General features: G+C 74.5%; 21 protein-coding genes. 11 read left to right on the plus strand and 10 right to left on the minus strand.

What is annotated here, in order from left to right:
* The first annotated feature begins 173 nt into the window (after window positions 1-173).
* The 7 genes from HNP84_RS30430 to HNP84_RS30460 are packed head-to-tail and all read left to right on the plus strand — an operon-like array spanning window position 174 to window position 8,892.
* Window positions 174-2,714 carry a sensor histidine kinase gene (locus tag HNP84_RS30430; RefSeq protein ID WP_185053360.1) on the plus strand — a complete coding sequence of 847 codons (2,541 nt, stop codon included), beginning with the start codon at window positions 174-176 and terminating at the stop codon, window positions 2,712-2,714.
* A gap of 50 nt (window positions 2,715-2,764) precedes the next feature.
* Window positions 2,765-3,193, plus strand: coding sequence for a roadblock/LC7 domain-containing protein (locus tag HNP84_RS30435; protein ID WP_376771982.1), 429 nt, complete (start codon window positions 2,765-2,767; stop codon window positions 3,191-3,193).
* On the plus strand, window positions 3,190-3,615 hold the full coding sequence (locus tag HNP84_RS30440) for a DUF742 domain-containing protein (RefSeq protein ID WP_185053362.1): 426 nt from the start codon (window positions 3,190-3,192) through the stop codon (window positions 3,613-3,615). The genes HNP84_RS30435 and HNP84_RS30440 overlap by 4 nt, the downstream gene beginning before the upstream one ends.
* A complete protein-coding gene (locus tag HNP84_RS30445) occupies window positions 3,596-4,198 on the plus strand; it encodes a GTP-binding protein (RefSeq protein WP_185053363.1) in 603 nt (200 codons plus the stop codon). Before HNP84_RS30440 ends, HNP84_RS30445 begins: the two co-directional genes overlap by 20 nt.
* A 3-nt stretch (window positions 4,199-4,201) precedes the next feature.
* Window positions 4,202-4,999, plus strand: coding sequence for a phosphotransferase (locus HNP84_RS30450; RefSeq protein ID WP_185053364.1), 798 nt, complete (start codon window positions 4,202-4,204; stop codon window positions 4,997-4,999).
* Between the two features lie 42 nt (window positions 5,000-5,041).
* Complete coding sequence (locus tag HNP84_RS30455) at window positions 5,042-8,074, plus strand: DEAD/DEAH box helicase (protein ID WP_185053365.1); 3,033 nt, start codon at window positions 5,042-5,044, stop codon at window positions 8,072-8,074.
* Window positions 8,074-8,892 (plus strand): SWIM zinc finger family protein, encoded by an 819-nt coding sequence (locus HNP84_RS30460; RefSeq protein WP_185053366.1) that lies wholly within the window; start codon window positions 8,074-8,076, stop codon window positions 8,890-8,892. Before HNP84_RS30455 ends, HNP84_RS30460 begins: the two co-directional genes overlap by 1 nt.
* A 12-nt stretch (window positions 8,893-8,904) precedes the next feature.
* Here HNP84_RS30460 and HNP84_RS30465 read toward each other — a convergent pair whose 3' ends face one another.
* Complete coding sequence (locus tag HNP84_RS30465; RefSeq protein ID WP_185053367.1) at window positions 8,905-9,558, minus strand: response regulator; 654 nt, start codon at window positions 9,556-9,558, stop codon at window positions 8,905-8,907.
* A complete protein-coding gene (locus HNP84_RS30470; protein ID WP_312926045.1) occupies window positions 9,540-10,760 on the minus strand; it encodes a sensor histidine kinase in 1,221 nt (406 codons plus the stop codon). The genes HNP84_RS30465 and HNP84_RS30470 overlap by 19 nt, the downstream gene beginning before the upstream one ends.
* 111 nt (window positions 10,761-10,871) lie before the next feature.
* On the opposite strand from HNP84_RS30470, the gene HNP84_RS30475 reads away from it, so the two are divergent.
* Window positions 10,872-11,639 (plus strand): ABC transporter ATP-binding protein, encoded by a 768-nt coding sequence (locus HNP84_RS30475; protein WP_185053368.1) that lies wholly within the window; start codon window positions 10,872-10,874, stop codon window positions 11,637-11,639.
* Entirely contained in the window at window positions 11,633-14,053 is a 2,421-nt protein-coding gene (locus HNP84_RS30480; RefSeq protein WP_185053369.1) for an FtsX-like permease family protein, read from the plus strand. Before HNP84_RS30475 ends, HNP84_RS30480 begins: the two co-directional genes overlap by 7 nt.
* Here HNP84_RS30480 and HNP84_RS30485 read toward each other — a convergent pair.
* A complete protein-coding gene (locus tag HNP84_RS30485; RefSeq protein ID WP_185053370.1) occupies window positions 14,021-15,208 on the minus strand; it encodes a low temperature requirement protein A in 1,188 nt (395 codons plus the stop codon). The two genes, HNP84_RS30480 and HNP84_RS30485, sit on opposite strands and share 33 nt — an antisense overlap.
* A gap of 387 nt (window positions 15,209-15,595) precedes the next feature.
* Here HNP84_RS30485 and HNP84_RS30490 point away from each other — a divergent pair, with 387 nt between their 5' ends.
* The gene (locus tag HNP84_RS30490) at window positions 15,596-16,558 is read left to right on the plus strand and encodes a nucleoside hydrolase (RefSeq protein WP_221336924.1); all 963 of its coding nucleotides are present in this window, start codon (window positions 15,596-15,598) and stop codon (window positions 16,556-16,558) included.
* On the opposite strand, the gene HNP84_RS30495 is transcribed toward HNP84_RS30490, so the two are convergent.
* Window positions 16,498-17,262 (minus strand): DUF998 domain-containing protein, encoded by a 765-nt coding sequence (locus HNP84_RS30495; RefSeq protein WP_185053372.1) that lies wholly within the window; start codon window positions 17,260-17,262, stop codon window positions 16,498-16,500. The genes HNP84_RS30490 and HNP84_RS30495 overlap by 61 nt on opposite strands.
* 227 nt (window positions 17,263-17,489) lie before the next feature.
* Between HNP84_RS30495 and HNP84_RS30500 the strand changes: the two genes are divergently transcribed.
* Window positions 17,490-18,455 (plus strand): SDR family NAD(P)-dependent oxidoreductase, encoded by a 966-nt coding sequence (locus tag HNP84_RS30500; protein ID WP_185053373.1) that lies wholly within the window; start codon window positions 17,490-17,492, stop codon window positions 18,453-18,455.
* Between the two features lie 63 nt (window positions 18,456-18,518).
* Here HNP84_RS30500 and HNP84_RS30505 read toward each other — a convergent pair whose 3' ends face one another.
* The 6 genes from HNP84_RS30505 to HNP84_RS53680 all read right to left on the minus strand — a co-directional run bounded on the left by HNP84_RS30505 (window position 18,519) and on the right by HNP84_RS53680 (window position 24,190).
* On the minus strand, window positions 18,519-18,974 hold the full coding sequence (locus HNP84_RS30505; RefSeq protein ID WP_185053374.1) for a peptidase associated/transthyretin-like domain-containing protein: 456 nt from the start codon (window positions 18,972-18,974) through the stop codon (window positions 18,519-18,521).
* The gene (gene pcaH, locus HNP84_RS30510) at window positions 18,974-19,639 is read right to left on the minus strand and encodes a protocatechuate 3,4-dioxygenase subunit beta (RefSeq protein ID WP_185053375.1); all 666 of its coding nucleotides are present in this window, start codon (window positions 19,637-19,639) and stop codon (window positions 18,974-18,976) included. The genes HNP84_RS30505 and pcaH overlap by 1 nt, the downstream gene beginning before the upstream one ends.
* Window positions 19,640-19,674: 35 nt before the next feature.
* Window positions 19,675-20,832: a 4-hydroxybenzoate 3-monooxygenase gene (gene pobA / locus HNP84_RS30515; protein WP_185053376.1), complete on the minus strand. Its 1,158-nt coding sequence runs from the start codon at window positions 20,830-20,832 to the stop codon at window positions 19,675-19,677.
* Window positions 20,833-20,971: 139 nt separating this feature from the next.
* Window positions 20,972-21,706 (minus strand): IclR family transcriptional regulator, encoded by a 735-nt coding sequence (locus HNP84_RS30520; protein ID WP_185053377.1) that lies wholly within the window; start codon window positions 21,704-21,706, stop codon window positions 20,972-20,974.
* A 31-nt stretch (window positions 21,707-21,737) separates the two neighbouring features.
* A complete protein-coding gene (locus HNP84_RS30525; RefSeq protein ID WP_185053378.1) occupies window positions 21,738-22,634 on the minus strand; it encodes an aminoglycoside phosphotransferase family protein in 897 nt (298 codons plus the stop codon).
* Window positions 22,631-24,190 (minus strand): helix-turn-helix domain-containing protein, encoded by a 1,560-nt coding sequence (locus tag HNP84_RS53680; RefSeq protein WP_246518925.1) that lies wholly within the window; start codon window positions 24,188-24,190, stop codon window positions 22,631-22,633. Before HNP84_RS53680 ends, HNP84_RS30525 begins: the two co-directional genes overlap by 4 nt.
* Window positions 24,191-24,291: the final 101 nt, after the last annotated feature.

A 24,291-nucleotide genomic window follows, 5' to 3' on the forward strand; every position in this document is an offset into this window, starting at 1 on the left:
TCACCTGGCGTGTCGGAATGGCGACTTGAGCCGGTATTGCGGGATTGCTAGGGTGCCAGGGGTCCGGCGTTGCCTCGGGTGACGCCGCAACCCCTGGCGCCGGGTGGTTGGCATCAGTTAATCGCCGTGAAACGTGCTGCGGGTTTCCCCCCGGCTTCGCAGGATGGGTAAGCATGCGATTCCGCAAATCCCGTGTGGGGACCAAGGTCACTGCCCTGCTCGTGTCGCTCGCCGCGCTGTGGGTCTTCGCCGCCTGGGTCACCCTGCGCGAGGGCATCAACCTCCTCTGGGTGGCCAGGCTGGACGCCGGGATCGCCTCACCCAGCGAGCCCCTGCTCGCCGAGCTCCAGCAGGAGCGCCGGCTGACCGCCGTGCGGCTGGGCGACGACACCAGGCGGCAGCGCGACGCGCTCGCCGAGCAGCGCCGGCGCACCGACACCGCTCTGGCCGAGTTCCGGGAGAAGGCGACCGGCGGCGACATCTCCCTGGCGGCCGGCGAGGTGCTCCAGCGCCGCCTGGACGACGCGCTCAAGCGGCTCGGCGACCTCGGCCCCGCCCGTAAGCGGATCGACGCCGGCGAGGTCGGCCAGGAGCGCGCCGCCGCGACGTACTCCGACATCATCGGCTCGCTGTTCCAGGTGTACGACTCCCTGGCCACGCTCGACGACGAGACCTTCGCCAAGGACACCCGCACCCTCATCGACGTGAACCGGGCCAAGGAGATCCTGTCCCAGGAGGACGCGCTGCTCGCCGGCGTGCTCTCGGCGGGGCGCTTCACCCCCGAGCAGTACACCGAGTTCGTGCAGACGGTCGGCGTCCGGCGGCACAGCATGACCCAGGCCCTGCACGAGCTGCGCGACGCCGACCCCGAGGCGTACAAGACGCTGAGCCGCAGCGCCGCGCTCACCCGGGTCACCGCGCTGGAAGACATGGTGCTCCAGTTCGGCGGCGCCGACTCCTCCCCGCCGGTCGGCGCCGAACAGTGGCGCGGCGCGGCGGAGCCCGCGCTCGCCGAGGTCGAGCAGGTCGTGGTCACCGCGGGCGACCGGCTGGTGGAACGCGCCACGCCCATCGCCGCCGGCGTCATCCTCCGCCTCGCCCTGGCCGGCGGCCTCGGCCTGATCGCCGTCGTCGCCTCGATCGTGCTGTCCATCACCACCGCCCGGTCGCTGGTCCGCCAGCTCGACAAGCTGCGCCGGGCCGCCACCGAGCTGGCCGACGAGCGGCTGCCCGGCATCGTGGACCGCCTCGGCCACGGCGAGCGGGTGGACATCGCCGCCGAGGCCCCGCCGCTGCGGTTCGGCGACGACCAGATCGGCCAGGTGGGCCAGGCGTTCAACCACATGCAGGCCACCGCGATCCGGGTCGCGGTCGAGCAGGCCGAGCTGCGCCGCAGCATCCGCGAGATCCTGCTCAGCCTGGCCCGCCGCACCCAGTCGCTGGTGCACCGGCAGCTCACCCTGCTCGACCAGATGGAGCGCAGGGAGTCCGACCCGGCCGACCTGAAGGACCTGTTCCGGGTGGACCACCTCGCCACCCGCATGCGCCGCAACGCCGAGAACCTGATCGTGCTCTCCGGCGCCTCCCCGGCCCGGTCCTGGCGCCGCCCGGTCCCGATGATCGACGTCGTACGCGGCGCGCTGGCCGAGGTCGAGGACTACACCCGGGTCACCGTGCCGCCCATGGGCGAGGTCGCCCTGGCCGGGCGCGCGGTCGGCGACGTGATCCACCTGCTGGCCGAGCTGATCGAGAACGCGGTCTCCTACTCCCCGCCCTACACCACCGCCCAGGTGGTGGGCCAGATGGCGGCCAACGGGTACGTCATCGAGATCGAGGACCGCGGGCTCGGCATGAGCCCGGCCGACCTGGAGGCGGCCAACCAGCGCATCGAGAACCCGCCGGAGTTCGACCTGCGCGACACCGCCCGCCTGGGCCTGTACGTCGTCAGCCGCCTGGCCGAACGGCACAACATCAAGGTCATGCTCAAGCCCTCGCCGTACGGCGGCACCACGGCGGTCATCCTGCTGCCGCGCGACATCGTCATCGAGGACCCCGAGACCGAGACCGCCGACGGCGCCGAGGACGCCGCCTACGACGGCGAGGCCGCGCCGCTGCTCTCGGTCGCCGCCGACTCGGCCGCCACGACGGGCACGCTCACCGCGGTCCCCGGCCCGCGTACCGGCCGCGACCCGCACCTGCACCCGCGCCCCCGGCCCGTGCCCGGCCCCGGCCCGCGGCCCTCCGGCCCCGCCGACACCTCAGGCCCTGCCCATGCCTCGGGCCCTGCCCACGCCTCAGGCCCTGCCCGCACCCCCGGCCGCGCGGACCCCGGCGACCGCGACGGCCGGGCGCCCCTCGCCGACCAGGGCGAGGGCGCCCAGACTCAGAACCCGACGCAGGAAGAGTCACAGCCCGTGCCCGAGACCGCGTTCACCCCACACGGCCTGCCGTTCCGCGTGCCGCAGGCGAGCCTGGCGCCCCCGCTGCGCGTGGACGCGCCGCCCGCCGCCGAATCCGGAGACCCCGGTGACGACGACGAGCGGTCTCCCGAGGAGATCCGCCGGATCATGGGGTCCTACCAGGCCGGCACCCGGAGGGGCAGGTCCGAGGCCCGCCAGGCCCTGGAGAACGGACGGCCGCTGGGCCCGCCGATCCGCCCGATCGACGGCGGCGGGCGCCGCCACGGCGAGGACCCGACGCCCCCCACCGGTTGACGCCGGACACCCAGCCCCCAATCCGCACGCACCCCAGAAAGAGGCTCGTGGTGCAGAACACAGCATCGTCCGCCGACCTGACATGGTTGCTCGACGACCTTGTGGCGCGGACCAGCGAGGCAAAACACGGCATCGTCCTGTCCACGGACGGCCTGCTGCTCGCCACATCCCGCGACCTGACCACGGCCGACGCCGAGCACCTGTCCGCCGTGGCCGCCGGCATCCAGAGCCTCGCCAAGGGCGTGAGCGAACGCTTCGGGGGCGGAAGCGTCCGTCAGACGATCATCGAGATGCGGCAGGCGTACCTGCTGGTCACGGTGGCGGGGCAGGGCGCCTGCCTGGCCGTGCTGTGCGGCCAGGACGCCGATGTCGGCCTGGTGGCCTACGAGATGGCGATGCTGGTCACCCGCGTCGGCCAGTACCTGTCCTCCCCGGCCAGGGGCGGCTACGACCCGGGACACGGCGAGGGCAGACGATGAGCGGCGTCCAGGAACCCGGGCGGGGAGACCGCGAGAAGCCCCGGCGCCCGGAGCCCGTCGAGGAGCAGTGGCTCGACGAGCACGCCGGCCCGGTCGTGCGGCCGTACGTGATGACCCGGGGGCGCACCGAACCGGTGCGCGGCGACTTCAACCTGATCTCCCTGGTCGTGGCGCAGCGGGCGGTGCCCGCCGCGGAGGCGGGCCTCGATCCGGAGCACCGCACGATCATGCGGCTGTGCCGTGAGCCGCAGTCGGTGGCCGAGATCGCGGCGTACCTCGACCTGCCGGCCGGCACGGTGCGCGTGCTGCTCGGCGACCTGCTCGACCGCGGCTACATCGCCGTGCAGGACCCCCAGCCGGAAATGGACATTCGCGACAGAAGGATGTACGAGGCGGTGCTGAATGGACTTCGGGCGCTCTGACCGGCAGCCGCCGGCCCGCAAGATGCCGACCGCGATCAAGCTGCTGGTCGCCGGCGGCTTCGGCGTCGGCAAGACCACCCTGGTCGGCGCGGTCTCCGAGATCCGCCCGCTGCGCACCGAGGAGTTCCTGACCGACCGCAGCGTGGGCGTGGACGACATCGCCGGGGTGGAGGCCAAGACCACCACCACCGTCGCGATGGACTTCGGCCGGATCAGCTTCTCCGACCAGTACGTGCTGTACCTGTTCGGCACGCCCGGCCAGGAGCGGTTCTGGTTCATGTGGGACGAGCTGGCCGCGGGCTCGCTCGGCGCGGTCATCCTCGCCGACACCCGCAGGCTCGCCGACTGCTTCCCGTCGGTCGACTACTTCGAGCGCCGCGAGACCCCGTTCATCGTCGCGGTCAACTGCTTCGACGGCGCCCGCCGGTACGAGCTGGACGAGGTACGCCTGGCGCTCCAGCTCAAGGACGAGATCCCGATCATCCTGTGCGACGCGCGGCGCAGGGAGTCGGGCAAGGAGGTCCTGATCACCCTGGTCAGGCACGCCATGGAGATCAACAGCCGTCGTCCCGTACCCTCCTGAGGCATGGAGGAGCGACTGCTCGGCGGCGGCGTCAACGAGGTGACCCGCGCGGGCGCGACCGTACGCCGCCCGGCGGGTCCGTGGACCCCCGCCGTGCACGCGCTCCTCGCCCACGTCGCCGAGGCCGGCTTCACCGGCGCCCCCCGCGCGTACGGCCTGGACGAGCGGGGGCGCGAAGTGCTCGGCTTCATCCCGGGCGAGGTGGCCCACTACCCGCTGCCCGCCCACGCCTGGACCGACGCCGCGCTGACCGGCGTCGCCCGCCTGCTGCGCGCCTACCACGACGCCACGCTCACCTTCCGCCCGCCCGAGGGCGCGGCGTGGTACTTCCCGCCGCGCGAGCCCGCCGAGGTGATCTGCCACGGCGACATCGCGCCGTACAACTGCGTGTTCCGCGACGGGCGGCCGGTGGCGTTCATCGACTTCGACACCGCCCACCCCGGGCCGCGGCTGCGCGACGTGGCCGCGGCGGCGTACCGGTTCGCGCCGCTGACCGCGGTCGGCAACGGCGAGCCGGTGCGGCCGGTGGCCGAGCAGGCCCGTCGCCTGCGCCTGCTCGCCGACGCGTACGGGCTCGCCGAGGACGACCGCGCCGCGCTGCCCGGCGCTGTGCGCGAGCACCTGGACGGCATGGTGGCCTTCATGCACGCCCGCGCCGAGGCCGGCGACGCGGCCTTCGCCCGGCACATCGCCGAGGGCCACGACCGCCTCTACCGCACCGACTCCGCGCACGTCGCCCGGCACGCGGCCCTCCTGCGCGACGCCCTTTGCGCCGACTCTCCAGGCTCGGGAACGAGGTAGGGTGCGTGCGCGTAGAGAGGCCCTGACCGGTGAGGTGATGTCGTGCTGGTGGTTCACGCGGCGTGGACGGACGGCCGCCTGTGCCTGTGGGCCGAGGACACGGCCCCGGGCGACGCGCCGCCCGCACGCCGCACCCGGCCGGCCCCGCACCCCTACGCCGCCCCGGCCGCCCTGCTGAGGGCCGCGCTCGGCGAGCACGCCGCCAAGGCCGAGGAGGCCGAGCGGGTCGTCCTGCTGCCCGGCTCCGCCAAGGGCCCGCTCCCCTCCCCCGAGTCCGGCCTGACCAGCGCCGCCCGCGCCCCGAAGATCACCCCGTACCTGGTCCCGGTCCTGCTGCTGGGCGCCCCCGGCGCGCTCGCCCTGCTGTCCGGCCTCGACGACCGCGACGGCGCCGACACCCCCGAATGGGGCCCCGGCGGGTCGCTGCGCTACCTGGCCGCCGTCGCCGAGACCGCCCGCGACCTGGTCCGCCGGGGCCGGGTGCTGCCCCAGCTCGTCACCGAGCACGGCGAGCACGCCGCCCGCTGGGTCCCGGTCGTCACCGGCCCCGACGCCGCCGCCTTCCGCGAGCTGGCCGCCGCGATGCCGCCCGTGTGCCGCGCCGTCGGCGAGGAGACGGGGTCGGCCCGGGTCCTGCGCGAGGCCCTGTCGGGCCTGGCCGACGCCGCCGTACGCCGCGCGCTCCCCGACCGCCTGCTCGCCGGCCCCCGCCCCGGCCCGCGCAGCGCCCTGCCCGACCGCTGGCTGGCCGCCCTCACCGGCGAGGACCCCGCGCTCCCCGGCGCCAAGCCCGCCGACGCCGAGCGCCTGGGCACCGCCCTGCGCGACTGGCTCGCCGCCGCCCACGAGCTGGACGGCCCCGCCCGGGTCTGCTTCCGCCTCACCGAGCCGCCGCCGGAGGAGGAGCAGGCCGGAGAGGGAGAACCCTCCTGGCGGGTGGAGTTCGCCCTGCAGTCCACCGAGGACCCCAGCCTCTACGTCCCCGCCGCCGACATCTGGGCCGGCGAGCACGTCCCCGGCCTGCCCAGGCGCCCCGACGAGGCCCTGCTCGCGGGCCTCGGCCGCGCCGTGCGCCTGTGCCCCGAGCTGTACGGCGCCCTGCGCACCGCCCGTCCCTCGGCCATGGACGTGGACACCGCCTGGGCCTTCCAGTTCCTGCGCCACTCCGCCCCGCTGCTCCAGGCGGCCGGCTACGGCGTCCAGCTCCCCGCCTGGGCGGGCCGCAAGGCCCTGGGCCTGAAGCTCACCACCCGCACCCGCAAGACCGGCCCCGGCGCCGTGGCCGGCCAGGGCTTCGGCCTGGGCCAGCTCGTCGACTTCCGGGTCGATCTCGCCATCGGCGAGCACACGATCAGCGAGGAGGAGCTGGAGGAGCTGGCCCGGCTCAAGATCCCCCTGGTCCGGGTGCGCGGCCAGTGGGTCGAGCTGGACGACCGCCAGCTCAAGGCCGCCCTGGAGGTCGTCTCCCGCCGCCGCTCCGGCGAGATGACGGTCGGCGAGGTCATCAACGAGGTCGTCGAGGGCGGCGACGAACTGCTCCCCCTCCTCGACGTGGACGCCGACGGCCCCTTGGGCGACCTGCTGTCCGGCGAGGCCGACCGCCGCCTCACCCCCGTCCCCACCCCCGCGACCTTCCAGGGCACCCTGCGTCCCTACCAGGAACGCGGCCTGTCCTGGCTCAGCTTCCTGTCCTCCCTCGGCCTCGGCGGCATCCTCGCCGACGACATGGGACTCGGCAAAACGGCCCAGACATTGTCTTTGCTGCTTGACGAGCGGAACGGACAGGCGTCCGGGGAGGTGGCGCCGACGTTGCTGGTGTGCCCGATGTCGCTGGTGAGCAACTGGCAGAAGGAGGCCGCGCGGTTCGCGCCCGGTCTTCGGGTGTACGTGCATCACGGGGGCCAGCGCAAGCGGGAGGACGAGCTGGGCGAGGCGGTGGCCTCGGCCGATCTGGTGATCACCACGTACGGGACGGCGCTGCGGGATCTGGAGGCGCTGCGCGGGTTCGCCTGGGGGCGGGTGGTGTGCGACGAGGCGCAGGCGATCAAGAACAGTGCGGCGCGGCAGGCGCAGGCGGTGCGGGCGCTGCGCGCGCGGACGCGGCTGGCGCTGACCGGCACGCCGGTGGAGAACCACCTCGCGGAGCTGTGGGCGATCATGGAGTTCTGCAATCCGGGGCTGCTCGGGCCCGCCAAGCGGTTCCGGGAGCGCTACCAGGAGCCGATCGAGGCGCGCCGCGACGAGGACGCCGCCAGGGCGCTGAAGCGGGCGACCGGGCCGTTCGTGCTGCGGCGCCTGAAGACCGACAAGACCATCATCTCCGACCTGCCGGAGAAGCTGGAGATGAAGGTCTGGTGCACGCTCACCCCGGAGCAGGCCAGCCTCTACCAGGCCGTGGTGAACGACATGATGTCCAAGATCGACGGCAGCGAGGGGATCGAGCGGCACGGCAACGTGCTGGCCACGATGACCCGGCTGAAGCAGGTGTGCAACCACCCGGCCCACCTGCTCAAGGACGGCTCGCGGCTGGCCGGGCGGTCGGGGAAGCTGGCGCGGCTGGAGGAGCTGGCCGAGGAGATCGTCGAGGAGGGTGACAAGGCGCTGGTGTTCACCCAGTACGCCGAGTTCGGCGCGATGCTGCAGCCGTACCTGTCGGCCCATCTCGACCGGCCGGTGCTGTGGCTGCACGGCGGGCTGCCCAAGAAGCGGCGCGATGAGCTGGTGGAACGCTTCCAGAACGACGACGAGCCGATGCTGTTCCTGCTGTCGCTGAAGGCGGCGGGCACCGGGCTGAACCTGACCGCGGCCAACCACGTGATCCACGTGGACCGGTGGTGGAACCCCGCGGTGGAGGACCAGGCGACCGACCGCGCGTTCCGCATCGGGCAGACCAGGAACGTCCAGGTCAGGAAGTTCATCTGCGTGGGCACCCTGGAGGAGCGGATCGACGAGATGATCGAGCGGAAGAAGGCGCTGGCCGAGAGCGTGGTCGGCACGGGCGAGGACTGGATCACCGCCCTGTCCACCGAGCAGTTGCGCGAGCTGTTCCGCCTCGGTCCGGAGGCGGTGAGCTGATGGCCGACTGGTGGGAGGGGCACTCCGGCCCGATCCGCGTGGAGAACGGGATCAAGGCGCGCAGCCGGCGCGGGTCGATCGGCTCGCGGTGGTGGTCGCGCCGGTTCATCGACATCCTGGAGGGGATCTGCGACCCGGGCCGGCTCAGCCGGGGCCGCTCGTACGCCCGCCGCGGCCAGGTGATCACCCTCGACCTGTCCCCCGGCCTGGTGCGCGCGGCCGTGCAGGGCTCGCGGCCCGAGCCCTACGACGTGTCGGTGCGGATCGAGGCGTACGGGCACGCGGCCTGGGCCGGGATCGAGCGCGCCCTGGCTGCCGAGGCGCTGTACCGGGCCAAGCTGCTGGCCGGCGAGATGCCCGTCGAGATCGTCGAGGTGTTCGACCGGCTCGGCCTGCCGCTGTTCCCCGCCGAGCTGGACATGGAGTGCTCCTGCCCCGACTGGGGGTTCCCGTGCAAGCACCTGTCGGCGGTGCTCTACCTGCTGGCCGAGGCGTTCGACGAGGACCCGTTCCTGGTCCTGGCCTGGCGCGGCCGGGCCAGGGACGAGCTGCTGGACTCCCTGCGCGGCGCCCCCGGTGAGGAGGGTTCCGACCCGCTGGCCGTGGAGGACCCGCCCCTGGCCGGGCAGGTGTCCGGCTTCTACTCCCCCGGGGTCTCGCTCACCCGGCTGCGCGCCAGGCCCGCCCCGGCGACCTCGGCTCCGGCGGACATCCTGCTGCGGGCTCTGGAGCCCCCGGAGGTGAAGGTGCGCCACATCCCGCTGCTGGACATCCTCCGCCCGGCCTACCGGGGGCTGTCGGGCGGCGACCAGGGTTAGCGGCGACCAGGGTCAGGCGCCGCGGAGGAAGGCGAGCACGGCCAGGACCCTGCGGTGGTCGTCCTGGTCGGGGGGCAGGTCGAGCTTGGTGAAGATGCCGGCGATGTGCTTGCTGACCGCGGCCTCGGTGATGACCAGGGCGCGGGCGATGGCCGCGTTGCTGCGGCCCTCGGCGATCAGGGCCAGGACCTCGCGCTCCCTGGGGGTGAGGCGGCCGAGCGGATGGCGGCGGCGGGCCAGGAGCTGGCGTACCACCTCGGGGTCCACCACGGTGGCGCCGGCGGCGACCCTCTCCAGGGCGTCCACGAACTCCTTGACCTCGCCGATGCGGTCCTTGAGCAGGTAGCCGATGCCGGCGCCGGGGCCGGAGTCGAGGAGTTCGGCGGCGTAGGTCTGCTCGACGTACTGGCTGAGCACGAGGACGGCGAGGGACGGCCGGGCGGCGCGGAGGGCGAGCGCGGCGCGCAGGCCCTCGTCGGAGAACCCGGGCGGCATGCGGACGTCGGCGACGACGATGTCGGGTTCGTGCTCCTCGACGGCGGCGAGCAGCGACTCGGCCTCGCCGACCGAGGCGACCACGGTGTGGCCGAAGCGGTCGAGCAGGCCGGCCAGGCCCTCGCGGAGCAGCACGGCGTCCTCGGCGAGGACTACGCGGAGGCGGGGCACGGGATCTCCACGAGCAGGGTGGTGGGCCCGCCGGGCGGGCTGGAGATGGACATGGCGCCGTCGAGCACGGCCAGGCGGTCGGCGAGGCCGGCCAGGCCGGTGCCGGCGGCCGGGTCGGCGCCGCCCGCGCCGTCGTCGTGGACCTCCAGGCGGAAGACGTCGCCGCGCAGCCGGCCGCGTACGCGGCAGCGGGCCGCGCCGCTGTGCTTGGCGACGTTGGCCAGGGCCTCGGTGGCGACGTAGTAGGCGGTCACCTCGACCGGGGCGGGCAGCCGCTCGCGCAGCGGGATGTCCACCTCGACCGGCACCGGAGAGCGGCCCGCCACGTCGCGGACCGCGGCGGGGAGCCCGCGGTCGGTGAGCACCTGGGGGTGCACGCCGCGGATCAGCTCGCGCAGCTCGGCCAGGGCCCGCTTGGCCTCCTCGTGCGCCTCGGCCACCTGCCGGGCGGCGGGCGATCCGGGCGGCAGGTCCAGCCTGGCCAGGCCGAGCTTCATGCTGAGCGCGACGAGGCGCTGCTGCGCGCCGTCGTGCAGGTCGCGCTCGATGCGGCGCCGCTCGCTCTCGAAGGCGTCCATCAGCCGGGCGCGGGACCGTACGACCTCGCCCAGCTCGGCATCGCGCGGCGCGAGGACGGCGCGGGTCACCGAGGCGCGGGCCCCGGCCCAGGCGGTCACCGGGTACGACGCGAGCGGCAGCGCCGCGGCCCCGGCGAGCGCCAGCGGCACGGCCGGGAGACCCCCCATGCCGGGCTGGAGCGGCGCGGACATCAGCATCACCGGCAGCCACCCGGCCAGGCTGACCACGCCCAGGTCGATCACCCAGAGCGCGGCCAGCGAGACCGCGGCGAAGCCGACCTCGCGCCAGGTGGCCTGCTCCCGGAGGCGGGTGCGCAGCCAGGCGCGCACCCCCGGCCCGCCGGGGGGCCGGTGCGGGTCGCGGGCGGGTTCGAGGTCCACCAGGCGCAGCCGCCACCGCTCGAACCGGGCCAGGCCCAGCCCGCCGAGCAGGCTGGCCGCCACGCCGAGCGCCCCGGCGGCGACGGGCCCGTACGCGTACACGGTGAAGGCCAGTCCCACGCCGGCCACGGCGAGCAGGGCGCTGGGCAGCAGGTAGGCCAGCGAGCGCAGCGGCCAGGGGGAGCGCAGGAAGCGCAGCGGCGCGCGGGTCATGGCCTCCAGGGCGGTACAGGCGGCGAGCACGGTTTCGACCGTAACCGACGCCGGGAGGGCGGGCACTAGTGCTGGGTGTAGTCCCGATGCTCGCGCTCGCGCCAGTGCGCCCGGCGGGCCGCGCGGGTTGGCTGGGGTGCCATGACGACGACCACTGAGACGAGCACGGAACGGGGCGTGACCCTCCGGTCGGTGCGCAAGGTGTACGGCTCGGGGGCGCGGGCCGTGACCGCGCTCGACGGCGTGACCACCGACTTCGCGCCGGGCACGTTCACCGCGGTGATGGGGCCCTCGGGTTCGGGCAAGTCCACGCTGCTGCACTGCGCGGCCGGGCTGGACCGGCCCACCGAGGGCACGGTGCGCATCGACGGCACCGACCTCGGCACGCTGGACGAGACCGGGCTGACGGTGCTGCGCCGCGGCCGGGTGGGCTTCGTGTTCCAGGCGTTCAACCTGGTCTCCGCGCTGACGGCGGAGCAGAACGTGGCGCTGCCGCTGCGGCTCGCCGGCCGTCCGGCCGACCCGGTCGAGGTGCGCGCGGCGCTGGCCGAGGTGGGCCTGACCGGGCGCGGCGGCCACCGGCCGAGTCAGCTCTCCGGCGGGGAGCAGCAGCGGGTGGCCATCGCGCGGGCGCTGATCGCCCGCCCGTCGGTGCTGTTCGCCGACGAGCCCACCGGCGCGCTGGACACCACGACCTCGCGCACGGTGCTGCGGCTGCTGCGCGACCTGGTGGACCACCAGCGGCAGACGCTGGTGATGGTGACGCACGACCCGGTGGCGGCGTCGTACGCCGACCGGGTGCTGTTCCTGGCCGACGGCCGGGTGGTGGAGGAGGCCGTCGGCGCGGACATCGACGCGGCCTCGATCGCGAGCCGGATGGCCGGCCTTGAGGAGGGGGCGGGATGCTGAGGCGGCGGGGTGTGCCGGTGGCGCTGGCCTCGGTGCGGGAGCGGTGGACGGCGTTCGCGGGGTCGTTCGTGGCGCTGTGCCTGGGGGTGGCGATCGTGACCGCGGCCGGGCTCGCGTACGTGTCGGCGGAGCCGCGGGTGCCCGACCGGCTCGCGGGCGCGCCGGTCCTGGTGCGGGCGCCGACGCCGGTGCAGCCGGACGGGGTGTTCGCCCCCGACCGGGCCTGGCCGCCGGAGGAGGCGGAGGCGCTGGCCCGGCGGCTGGCCGGGGTGCCGGGCGTGGCGGCGGCGGTGGCCGACCGGTCGTTCTACGCCCAGGCGGTGATCGGGGGCCGGCCGGTCGGGCTGCGGGCGGACCTCCAGGGGCACGGCTGGGCCGCCGCGGCGCTGGGGCCGTACCGGCTGGCGTCCGGGACGCCTCCGGCCGGGGAGCGCGACGTGGTCGTGGACCGGGAGCTCGGGCTGCGCGCGGGCGAGCCGGTCACGCTGCTCACGGCGGCGGGGCCGGCGGCGTACCGGGTGTCGGGGACCGTGGACGGGCCCGGCTTCTACGTCTCGGACGCGGCGGCGGCGAGGCTGGCGGGGGGCGTACGGGTGATCGGGCTAGTCACCGAGCCGGGCGCCGACCCGGCCGCGGTCGAGGCGGCGGCGCGGGCCGCCGCGGGCACTCGCGGCACGGTGCTGGCCGGGGACGCGCGGGCCGCCGTGGAGCCCAAGCACGACTCGCGGACGCGGTGGATCGGCACCCAGGTCCTGGCCGGGATGGCGGCGCTGGCGGCGTTCGTGTCGGTGTTCATCGTGGCGTCCACGTTCGCGTTCGGGGTGGCGCAGCGGCGGCGGGAGTTCGGGCTGCTGCGCGCCATCGGCGCCACGCCCCGTCAGGTGCGGGTCATGATGTACGGCGAGGCGCTGGCGGTCGGCACGGTCGCGGGGGCGGCCGGGGCGGCCCTCGGGATCGCCGCCGCGTCCCCGATGGGCGGGCTGCTGGTGGCCGCCGGGTTCGAGCCCCCGGGCTTCGAGGTGCGGGTGGCCGCCTGGCCGCCGGCGGCGGCGTTCGCGGTCGGCCTGGTGGTCGCGCTGCTCGGCACCTGGGCCGCCTCGCGCCGGGCGGCGCGGGTGCGTCCGCTGGAGGCGCTGCGCGAGGCGGCGGTGGACGAGCGGCCGATGCCGCGCAGCCGGTGGATCTTCGGGATCGCGTTCACGGCGGGCGGCGTGGTGCTGTCGGTGCTGACCGTGAGCGCGGGCGCGGAGGCGATGTTCAACTACGGCATCTACACCGCGATGGCGCTGATCGTGGGGCTGACGCTGCTCGCGCCGGCCGTCGTGCCGCCGCTGGCGCACGCGCTGACCTGGCCGCTCGGCCGGGCGCGCGGGGCCACCGGCATGCTGGTGCGCGAGAACGCGCGGGTGGCCGCGCGGCGCACGGCCTCCACGGCGGCGCCGGTGCTGGCCACGGTGGGGTTCGCGATGCTGATCACCAGCATGGTGCAGACCACGGCGGCGGCCTTCGCGGCCGGGCGGGGCGCGGCGGTCTCGGCGGCGGCCGTGGTCGCGCCCGACGGCACGCCCGGCCTGTCGGACGCGGCGGTGGCGGCGGCGGGCGCGGTGGCCGGGCTGCCCGGCACCGTCTACCACGGCGACACGCCGCTCGACGCGCTCGGCCTCACCCCCGGCGCGCTACGGGTGGCGCGGGACCTGCGCGCGGTCGCGGGCGACCTGGGCCGGCTGCGCGGCGACACGGTGGCCGTGGCGTCGCGACCGGCCGGGGAGCTCGGGCTGCGGCCGGGCGACACGCTGCCGGTCACGTTCGACGACGGGCGTACGGTGCCGCTGACGGTGGTGGCGGTCACCTCCGGCGCGCCGGCCTCCCTGCTGCTCCCCCGCGACACCCTGCGCGCGCACGACCCGTCGGCGCTGACGGCGGAGGCATACGTGGCCGGGGGCGCCACGCCGCCCGCCCTGCCGCCCGAGCTGGGGGCCCGGGTCCTGAGCGTGGCCGCGTACGCGGCGAGCGCCGACGCCGAGGAGGACCGGCTGGTGTGGACCTTCACCCTGGTGCTGGTCGGCATGTCGGCCGGCTACACCGCGGTCGCCATCGGCAACACCCTCCTGATGGCGACATCGGGCCGCCGCCGCGACTTCGCCGTACTGAGCCTGTCGGGCGCCACCGTGCGCCAGGTGCTCGCGGCCGTCGCGGGCGAGTCGGCCCTGGTCGTCACCCTGGGCACGCTGCTCGGCGCGCTGGCCGCCCTGCCCGCCCTGCTCGGCCTGCGCGCCGGGCTGGCCGAGCTGGCCGGGGCACCGGTCGAGCTGGTGCTGCCCTGGCCGCTGCTGGCCGGGATCGTGGCGGCCTGCCTGCTCCTGGCCCTGGCGGCGAGCGTGCTACCCGCGCGCCTGGCGGTACGACGCCGCTAGCACCACCGCCACCAGCCCGGCCAGGATCGCGGCGATCACCGGCAGCGGGACCGGGGTGAACGCGGCGGCGAGCGCCAGCGCCGCCGCGGCCGGGAACCCGGCCGTCACCGCCGGGCCGGGCCGGTGCGGGCGGATGTGCACCAGCCACACGCTGAGCAGGTACACCGCCACCGGCACCGCGACCACCAGGCCGACCGCCGCCGGGCCGAGGTGGGCGCGGTGCAGGTCGGCGTCCACCGACACGGCCAGGCCCGCGCCGACCGCCGCGATCGAGGAGAACACGAAGAAGTGGCCGTACCCCCAGGGGAAGGCGACCCGGTTGCCGGCGGCCAGGATGTCCGAGGCCGGATGCTCGAAGTACAGCCACCACATCGCGAACACGATCACCATGCCGCTGAAGCCGATCGTGAGCAGCTCGGCCGCGCTCGCCTCGCCGGTGTCCACGCCCTCCTGGATCGCCAGCGTCGCGGCGAGCACGGACTCGCCCAGCATGATCAGCGTGAGCAGGCCGTAACGCTCGGCGATGTGCCCGGCGTGCCAGTCGGTCCTGGTGCCCCGCTCGGCCCAGACCGGCACCGCCAGCTCGGCCAGGGCCAGCACCCCGAACGCGGGCACCCCGATCTGCTCGGGCAGGGCCAGCCGGGCGAGCCAGGCGGCCTGGACGAGCGCGATGCCGCCGGCGTACTTCAGGGCGCAGGCGCGGCCCGCGGGATGGCCGGCGGCGGCGCGCAGCCACAGCGCCACCATCCCCAGGCGCATCACCGCGTAGCCGATGGTGGGGATGGTGAAGTCCTTCTCGGCGAACGCGTGGGGCACCCCGGCCGCCATGATCAGCACACCCGCGATGATCACCAGGGTGGTCAGCCGGTACGGCACGTCGTCGGTGTCGTAGGCGGAGGCGAACCAGGTGAAGTTCATCCAGGCCCACCAGATGGCGAAGAACACCATCACGTACCCGATCAGGCCCGACCCGATGTGCGCCTCGGACTCGGCATGGTGCAGGCTCGCCGCCGCCTGCGCCACCGCCACGACGAAACACAGGTCGAACAGAAGCTCCAGCGGCGTGGCCGCCCGGTGCTCCTCCTCGCTGCTGCGCGGCCGCATCGCCCTGCGCCACCCGGCCCGCCGGGCCGTGGCCGTCTCCCTGGAGCTCATTGCAGGATGATGCCACCCCCGGCTCGCCCCGGAACAGCCCGCTACGCACACCCCGGCGCCCTCTCGGCCTCGCCGTCAGCGCGGCGGGGCGGTCCCGCTATTGACGCGGACCCCTTCCGTGCAGAAGGATGTGTGGGAGCGCTCCCATATGTCGGAGCGGGGTCCACCATGAGCACTCCCCGTGTCCCTACGACTCCCCCCAGGGGCACGGGGAGGCTCGCTCCGCCCTGCCCGCGGCCCGGCGTCGCGACTGGGGGCTCGCGACGCCGGGCCGGGCGCGCAGGCACCCTTCAAAGGGCATACCGGCCGGTCGGTGCCACCGACGCCAGGTTGGGCGCGGGCATCACGTCAACGAATCGCAATGCATGTGTAAATATGCTGATACGCGTGACCGCAAAGAAGATCATCATTGACTGCGACCCCGGCATCGACGACGCGCTGGCGATCGTGCTCGCCCACGGCAGCCCGGAGCTGGAGATCGTGGGGATCACCACCGTCGGCGGCAACGTCGGACTGGAGCACACCACGGCCAACGCGCTCAAGCTGCGCGAGTTCCTCGGCCTGCACGGCGTACCGGTCACCGCCGGCAGTGCCGGCCCGCTGCTGCGCGCCCGCGTGGACGCGGCCGAGGTGCACGGCGACTCCGGGCTCGGCGCCGCCCGGCTGCCCGAGCCGCGGCTCAGGGCGGCCCCCGGCCACGCGGTGGACTTCATCATCGACGCCATCGCCGCCGACCCCGGCGAGATCACCCTGGTGGCGATCGGCCCCCTCACCAACGTGGCCCTGGCCGTGCGCAAGGAGCCCAAGCTGGCCGAGATGGTGCGCGAGCTGGTCATCCTGGGCGGCTCCTACACGCGCGGCAACTTCACGCCCGCGGCGGAGTTCAACATCGCCGCCGATCCCGAGGCCGCCGCGATCGTGTTCGAGGCGGGCTGGACGGTCACCACGATCGGGCTCGACGCGGCCAAGCACGCGCTCGCCACGGGGTGGGTGGTGGAGGAGATGCGGGCGATGGGCCGCCTCGGCGCCGACCTGCTGGTGCCGTGCGTGGAGTTCTACGGCCTGGCCACCGCCGCCGACGGCCCGGCGATCTACGACGCCTGCGCCGTCGCCCACGTCATCGACCCCACCCTGCACGTGTTCGCGCCCGCCGAGGTGAACGTGGAGACCGTGGGGCGCTGGACGTACGGGATGACCGTCACCGACTTCGACGTGCGGCCCGGCCGGGCCAACGCCCGGGTCGCGACCTCGCTGGACGTGGCCCGCTTCTGGGACCTGGTCCTGCCCGCCTACCGCGAGGCCGCCGCCCGCATGGGGGCGGCCGAGACCACCGCCGAGCCGGCCCCCTGAGGCGCCCGCCCGGGGAGCGCGCGCAGCACCAGCCCCATCAGCGCGAGCGCGCCCACCTCGGCCACGACCACGATCCGCTGGGTCAGCCCGGCCGGGATGTCGTCGTTGGTGATCGGGATGCCGCCCATCCTCAGCACGTACGGCACCACGACCGCGACCAGGGCCGTCGCCGCGACCACGCCGAGCACCCGCAGCGCCGCCGCGACGCCGGCGCGCTCCGGGGCCAGGCGCCGGGCCAGCATCAGCGCCGCGACCGGCATGACCAGGAAGGCGACGAACGCCGCGTACCTGTGGATGCCCCCGGACATCGACAGCGGCACGCCCGGCCTGTCGGTGGGGAACGCCCCGATGAGCAGCATGCACACGCCCCAGGCCAGCAGCAGCCCGGCGATGACCCGGTGAGCGCCACGAGCCCCCCGGACAGCGCCGTGATCAGCGCCGTGATCAGCGCCATGATCAGCGCCATGAGCACCCCGGTGAGCGCCCCCGCGCGCCAGCACCGCGGCGAACATCGCCGCTCCCGCCGCGAGCAGGGTCAGCGACGCGGGCAGCAGCCAGCCCTCCGGGGCGAAGGCGTACTCGCTGATCACGGTGTGCAGCGGGTCGAGACCCGCCTGCACGTGCAGCCACACCATGGCCGCGGCGCCCGCGCCGACCGCGGCGAACCCACCGGTCACCAGACCCTTGCCCGCATCGATCTCCATACCGAAAACGGTCGCCGAACTGGGCTTTCACCAGTATCCGAGATGAGCCCGGAACCGGCCCTGACCGCTCCCCTAGGCGACCGCCCCCGGGGTGGGGCCGACCCTTACGGGGCCGCTCCGGGGACCGCCCCCGTGACCTGCCCGGACGCGGCCGGGGGTAGGGCTGTCCCCCTCAGGGTCCCGGCCTGTTTGACTTGGAGCGCGCTCCAGTTCGTAGCCTGCGCGGTATGACTACGGCACAGCACACGATCGGTTCGGGGTTCGGGGCGCGCAGCACGGCGGCCGAGGTCATCGCGGGGATCGACCTGTCGGGCAAGGTGGCGATCGTCACCGGCGGCTACTCCGGCATCGGGCTGGAGACGACGCGGGCGCTGGCCGGCGCCGGGGCGCGGGTGGTGGTGCCGGCACGGCGGCCCGAGGCCGCGGCCAAGGCGCTGGCCGGGATTCACGGGGCCGAGGTGGACGAGCTGGACCTCGGCGACCTGGCGAGCGTGCGCGGGTTCGCCGAGCGGTTCCTCGCCTCGGGGCGCGACCTGCACATCCTGATCAACAACGCCGGGATCATGGCCGCGCCGGAGACCCGGGTCGGGCCCGGCTGGGAGGCGCAGTTCGCGACCAACCACCTGGGCCACTACGCCCTGGTCAACCTGCTCTGGCCGGCCCTCGCGCGCGGGCGCGGGCGGGGGCGGGTCGTGTCCGTCTCCTCGGGGGCGCACGGGCGCACGGGCATCCGGTGGGACGACGTGATGTTCGAGCGCGGCTACGACAAGTGGGATGCGTACGGGCAGGCCAAGACGGCCAACGTGCTGTTCGCGGTGCACCTCGACGCGCTCGCGCGCGAGCACGGCGTACGGGCGTTCGCGCTGCACCCCGGCGCGATCCTGACCCCGCTCCAGCGGCACCTGTCCAAGGAGGAGATGGTCGAGGCGGGGTGGATCGACGAGGACGGCAACGCGCTGGACCCGACCTTCAAGACGCCCGAGCAGGGGGCCGCGACCCAGGTCTGGGCCGCCACCTCGCCCCGGCTCGACGGGCTCGGCGGCGTCTACTGCGAGGACTGCGACATCGCCGAGGTGGCCGCCGACCAGGCCGTGGGGCCCGGGGTACGGCGGCACGCGATCGACCCCGGCGAGGCCGCTCGGCTGTGGGAGCTGTCCGCGCGGCTGACCGGGATCGACGCGTTCGCCGCGTGACCCGGCCGCTCAGCTCGCCGGGAACACTCAGATCGGCAGGAACACTCTGATCGCCGGGAACGCTCAGATCGCCAGGAACACCGTCTCGCCTTCGCCCTGGAGGCGGACGTCGAAGCGGTAGGAGCCGTCCGGTTCCGGCCGCGCGATCAGGGTGGCGCGACGGTCCGCGTCGACGGAGGTCAGGAACGGGTCGTCGCCGTCCAGGTAGATCCGGGTCCACAGCGGCCTGAGCAGGCCGCGGGCGAAGATCAGCAGCGAGATGTACGTCTCCGGCCGCGCGGCGCGGAAGTGGTAGCGGCCGTCCTTGTCGGTCTCGCAACGGCCGAAGATCCCGCCGGGCTGGCAGATCTCCAGCAGGGCGTCGGGCACCGGGTCGCCGTTGCCGTCGTAGACGTGCCCGTGCAGCAGGATCGCGCCGGGATGGTCCTCGGGCACCGCGTACGGGCCCTCCGGGAACGGCAGCGCGTGGGCGAAGAACGGGCCCACGGTCTGCGACGGGGTGAGGGGCAGGGACGGCATCACGCTTCTCCTCTGATCACGATGTCCCACTGGTAGCCCAGCGCCCACTCGGGCTCGGTGGTGTCGAGGTCGAACCTGGCCACCATCCGCTCCCGCGCCTCGGGGTCGCGCACGGACTGCATGATCGGGTCGTACGGGAACAGCGGGTCGCCCGGGAAGTACATCTGGGTGATGAGGCGCTGGGTGAACTGGGTGCCGAAGACCGAGAAGTGGATGTGGGCCGGGCGCCAGGCGTTGTGGTGGTTGCGCCACGGGTACGCCCCCGGCTTGATCGTGACGAACCGGTAGCGGCCCTCGTCGTCGGTCAGGCAGCGCCCGGCGCCGGTGAAGTTGGGGTCCAGCGGGGCCGGGTGCTGGTCGCCGGGGTGGGCGTAGCGGCCGGCCGCGTTGGCCTGCCAGACCTCGATCAGCGCCCGGCGTACCGGCTTGCCGTCGGAGTCGAGCAGCCGGCCGGTCACGATGATCCGCTCGCCGAGCGGCTCGCCCGGGTGCTGGCGGGTCAGGTCGTGGTCCAGCTCGCCCACCGGCGTGTGCCCGTAGACCGGATCGACCAGCTCCACGGCCTCGGGGTCGAGCTTGGGCGCGACGAAGGGCCGCGCGGGCGCGCGCAGCACCGTGCTCTTGTACTCCGGCGACAGGTACGGCGGGTGCGGGTCCTGGGGCATCGGTGTCTCCGTTCGCTGGGTCGGGGGCGGGGCGGTCACCACGGCAGGCCCACGTAGTTCTCCGCCAGGGTGGTCGCCGCGGCGTCGGAGGAGGTGACGTAGTCGAGGTAGGAGGTCTGCAGGCGGCGGCCGTACGCGTCGTCGGAGTCGAAGGTGTGCAGCAGCGTGGTCATCCACCAGGAGAAGTGCTGCGCCCGCCAGACCCGCTTCAGGCAGGTGGCGGAGTAGGCGTCCAGCAGCTCGGTGGAGCCGGTCCGGTACCAGTGGTCCAGCGCCTGGGTGAGCACGCGTACGTCGGCCACGGCCAGGTTCAGGCCCTTGGCGCCGGTGGGCGGCACGATGTGCGCGGCGTCGCCGGCGAGGTAGAGCCTGCCGTACTGCATGGGTTCGGTGACGAAGGAGCGCATGGGCGTGACGCCCTTCTCCAGGATCTCGCCGGTCTCCAGGGTGAAGCCGGGCACGGTCTCCAGGCGCGCCTTCAGCTCGGCCCAGATGCGGTCGTCCGGCCAGTTCTCCACCTGCTCGTCCGGCGGCACCTGGAGGTAGAAGCGGCTGACCTCGGGCGAGCGCATGCTGTGCAGCGCGAAGCCGCGTTCGGTGCGCGCGTAGATCAGCTCCTCCGCCGAGGGCTTGACCCGGGCCAGGATGCCGAGCCAGGCGAACGGGTACTCCCGCTCGAAGAAGGTCAGCTCGCCCTCCGGCACCGCGGGGCGGGACACGCCGTGGAAGCCGTCGCAGCCGGCGATCACGTCGCAGTCCAGCCGCTCGCCCTGGAAGGTGATGTACGGCGAGCCGGTCAGGTCGTGCAGGGCCACGTCGGGCACCTCGAAGTGGATCTCGCCGCCTGCGGCGAGCCGGGCCGCGATCAGGTCCTTGACGACCTCCTGCTGCCCGTAGACGGTGATGGACCGGCCCGGGATCAGCTTCTCGAACGGGATGCGGTGGCCGGCGCCGCCGTAACGCAGCTCGATCCCGTGGTGCGGCAGTCCTTCGCGGCGCATCCGCTCGCCGACGCCCGCCTCGTTGAGCACGTCCACCGTGCCCTGCTCCAGCACGCCGGCGCGCACCCGGCGCTCGCAGTACTCCCGGCTGCGCTTCTCCAGCACCACGGATTCGATGCCGCGCAGGTGAAGCAGATGGGACAACAACAGACCGGCGGGCCCCGCCCCGACGATCCCGACCTTGGTTCGCATGTGTCGAGCATGTCCTGCGCGCAACCCCCGTATCAGGAAGTCTTCCGCTGGGCGGAAGGGGGCTCGGCTCGGATTCGGCCCGGAGCCGGTCTGGACTCGCCGCGGACTCAGTCCAGGTCGGCCTCAGTCCAGGTCGGCCTCAGTCCAGGTCGGCGAGGTCGCGGCTGAGGCCGCGGGCCGCCTCCAGCACCGCCGGGTCGAGCCGGCGCAGGTCGGCCGAGTGCCGCCAGGCGACCACCGACAGCGCGGCGACGACCTCCTCGCCCGGCCCGCGCACGGGCGCCGCCGCCGAGCAGGCGCCGATCGTCATCTCCTCCTGGGTGTGCGCCATGCCGGTGCGCCGGATCTCGGCCAGCTCGGCGCGCAGCCGGGCCGGATCGGTGATCGTGCCCGGCGTGTACGCCGGCAGCGGCGCGGCCAGCAGCCGTTCGGTCAGCGCCTCGGGCGCGTACGCCAGCAGCACCTTGCCGACCCCGGTCGAGTGCAGCGGCAGCTCCCCCGCCACCCGGGAGACCACCGGCACCGAGTGCGGGCCCCGCAGCCGCTCCAGGCACAGCACCCGGTCGCCCAGCAGCACCCCGAGCTGCACGTTCTCGCGGGTGGCGGCGTACAGCTCGGCCATGTACGGCAGCGCCAGCTCGCGCAGCCCGCGCGGCCCGGCCGCCTGGGCGCCGATGCGCCACAGCCGGGTTCCGATCCGGTACGGCCCGTCGGGCAGGCGCTCCAGGAACCCGGCCGCGGTCAGCTCGCCGACCAGCCGGTGGCCGGTGGTGAGCGGGATGCCGGCCCGGCGGCAGATCTCGGTGAGGGTCAGCCGCACGTCGCCGGGGAGGAACGCCTCCAGCACGCCGGCCACCCGGCCCGCCACGCTCATGGGTCCCGACCCTACCGGGTCGCGGGGGCCGTCAGGCGGGCGCGAGGTACCAGCGCGCCGAGCCGTCGCCGGTGGCCAGGGAGTCGAGGCGGCGCGGCAGCTCACGGCGGGAGAAGGGGTCGCGGGCGGCGTTGCGGATGTGGATGCCCACCGCGTACATGTCGCGGACCTCCATCAGCGTGGAGTAGCCCGGCCAGACGCGCAGGTCGCGCCCGTAGGCGGCGGCGAAGGCATCCACGTCGGCGGCGGTGAGCCCGAACCGGCGCTGGCCGTGGTAGGTGTGCACCAGGTCCCACTCACGCGGCCCGACCGCGACGCCGTCCCAGTCGCACAGCACCACGTGGCCGTCGGTGCGGCGCAGCAGGTTGTCGATCCACGCGTCGCCGTGCAACAGCACGGGAGGACCGGCGTTCTCCAGGTCCTCCCAGCGCTCGGTCAGCTCGGCGATGCGCTCGCTCAGCCAGGCCCGCTGGCACGGGGTGAGCACGTCCCTGGATCGGTCCACCGCCCGCCGTACCTCGGCGAGCGGATCGACCAGCCGTTTGAGCGCGAACGGGGGCACCGGCAGGCGGTGCAGGTCGCGCAGGATGCGGCCGAGCTGGGTGGTGGTCGGGCGCCCGCTGGCCGGGACGTACCGCCAGAAGGTGACCACGCGGCCGGAGTGGACGACGGGGTGGTCGCACAGCTCGTCCGCGGGGCGCACGGTCGGGAAGCCCCGCTCGGCCAGCCAGCGCGCCACCGAGAGCACCACCGGCAGCCGGGTCAGCGCGTCGGGCGCGGTGGCGATCCTGACCACGATCTCGCCGCGCAGCTTGAACACGGCGTTGCTGCGCACCCGCATCAGGCGCGCGCCCTCGGTGTCGAGCCCCATCCCCCGGCCCACCTCGTGCAGTACGGCGGTGGCCTCGTCCGCCAGACTGCCTCTCATGGACGCCCCAGGGCGAGCTGGGGGATCGCTTCGGAGAGCATCGAGTCCAGGTGGCGTACGGCGGGGATGCGCCGCCGGGCGGGCGGCACCGCGGCCAGCAGCGCCCGCGCCCTGACCACCACGATCGACGTCCGGTGCTCCGGGGGCACGTTGAGCAGCGCCTGCTCGGCCAGCCTGCACGCTTCCTCGATCTCTCCTTCGCGGGCCAGGCGGGTGGCCTGGTCCAGCATGATCAGCGCCGGGTCGATGGTGTACGGCCCGGGGTTGGAGGTCCAGTCGTCGTCCACCTGGTCGGCCTCGCCGAGCTCGATCAGGGTGCAGGTGCGGTAGAACCGCATCCGCCGCTCGGAGAAGCGGAAGGCCAGGTGGTCGGCGCCCTCGCGGGGCATCCGGGAGAAGATCTGCTCGGCCTCGGCCAGCGCGATCCTGGCGGCCTTGTGCTCGCCCATCCGGGCCAGCGCCCGCGCCTCGGCCGCCGCGCCGAGCGCCGCGGGCGAGGAGGGGGCCGTGCCGGCGAGCATGCGGGCCTCGCGGGCCAGCCTGACGGTCTCGGTGAGGTCGCCGTAGTAGTACGGCAACATCGCCTGCTGCGCCCGGACCAGCGCCCGCAGCCGGACGTCGCCCATGTCGTCTGAGGCGGTGCGGGCGGTGCCGTACCAGGCGGCGGCCTGGCGGGTGTCGCCCAGCTTCATCAGGGCGTCGGCCGACAGCAGGGCCAGCATCGTGGTGGCGTTGAGCAGGCGGCGCTGGGCGGCGGCGGGCTGGCGTACGGCGGTGAGCCTGCGCACCTCGGAGATCTCCAGCATCAGCCGGTACAGCATCGGCAGCGGGGCGCTGGAGATGTACTGCCTGCGGTAGTGCACGACCTGCTCGTCCAGCCGGTCGAGCTGGTCCTCGGTGACCGTGCTGGCGGCGAGGGTGCGGTCGAGGTCCTGCCGGGTGCGCTCGACCTCGGCCATCATCCGGCCGCTCATCGACATCCCGTTGCCCATCAGGGCCGCGTGGAACAGCGCCCTGCGCTCGGTGTCGTCGTCGAGCACGACCGCGGTGGGGTCGGGCATCAGCGCGTACGCCTGCTGGGGCCGGCGCAGCGGAGGCGGCGTGTACACCGTGGCCGGCGGCTCGGGGATCGCGCCCTCGGGCAGCATGCCCGCCGGGGCGGGGAACCCCTGCGCGGCCGGCACGACCACGACCTTGCCGTCGTCGCCGTCCTCGCAGTAGTCGCCGGCCAGCCCGAGGCGGACCGCGTTGGCGCGGTAGAGCCGGGCGAGCTGGTCGATGGTCTGGGGGCGGGGCCGGGCCCGGTTGTTCTCCCAGGCGTTGATCAGGTCGATGCTGGCGCGCGGCTCGCCGAGCCCCTGCCTGGCACACAGGTCCTCAAGCTCCTGGATGGCCTGTCTCGCGGACCAGCCTCTGCCCAGCCGGTGCGCTTTGAGTAGACTTACACCACAACAGCCGTGGATGGCCTGCACGGTCTGCCACATGGTCCACTGGCGTTGCTCGGCCTGCTCCCGCCAGCGCCGCGCGCAGGCCGGTGAATGCTCCCCTCGGGCCATCTGCCCGCACCCTCCGCGTCTCGGGCCCCGATCACATCATGTTTCGCTGAGGTTAATCATGGCGCACTATGCCACTATCGGTCCTGTGCCTATGGTTCCCA

The organism is Thermocatellispora tengchongensis, from assembly GCF_014202315.1.
Taxonomy (GTDB): Bacteria; Actinomycetota; Actinomycetes; order Streptosporangiales; family Streptosporangiaceae; genus Thermocatellispora; species Thermocatellispora tengchongensis.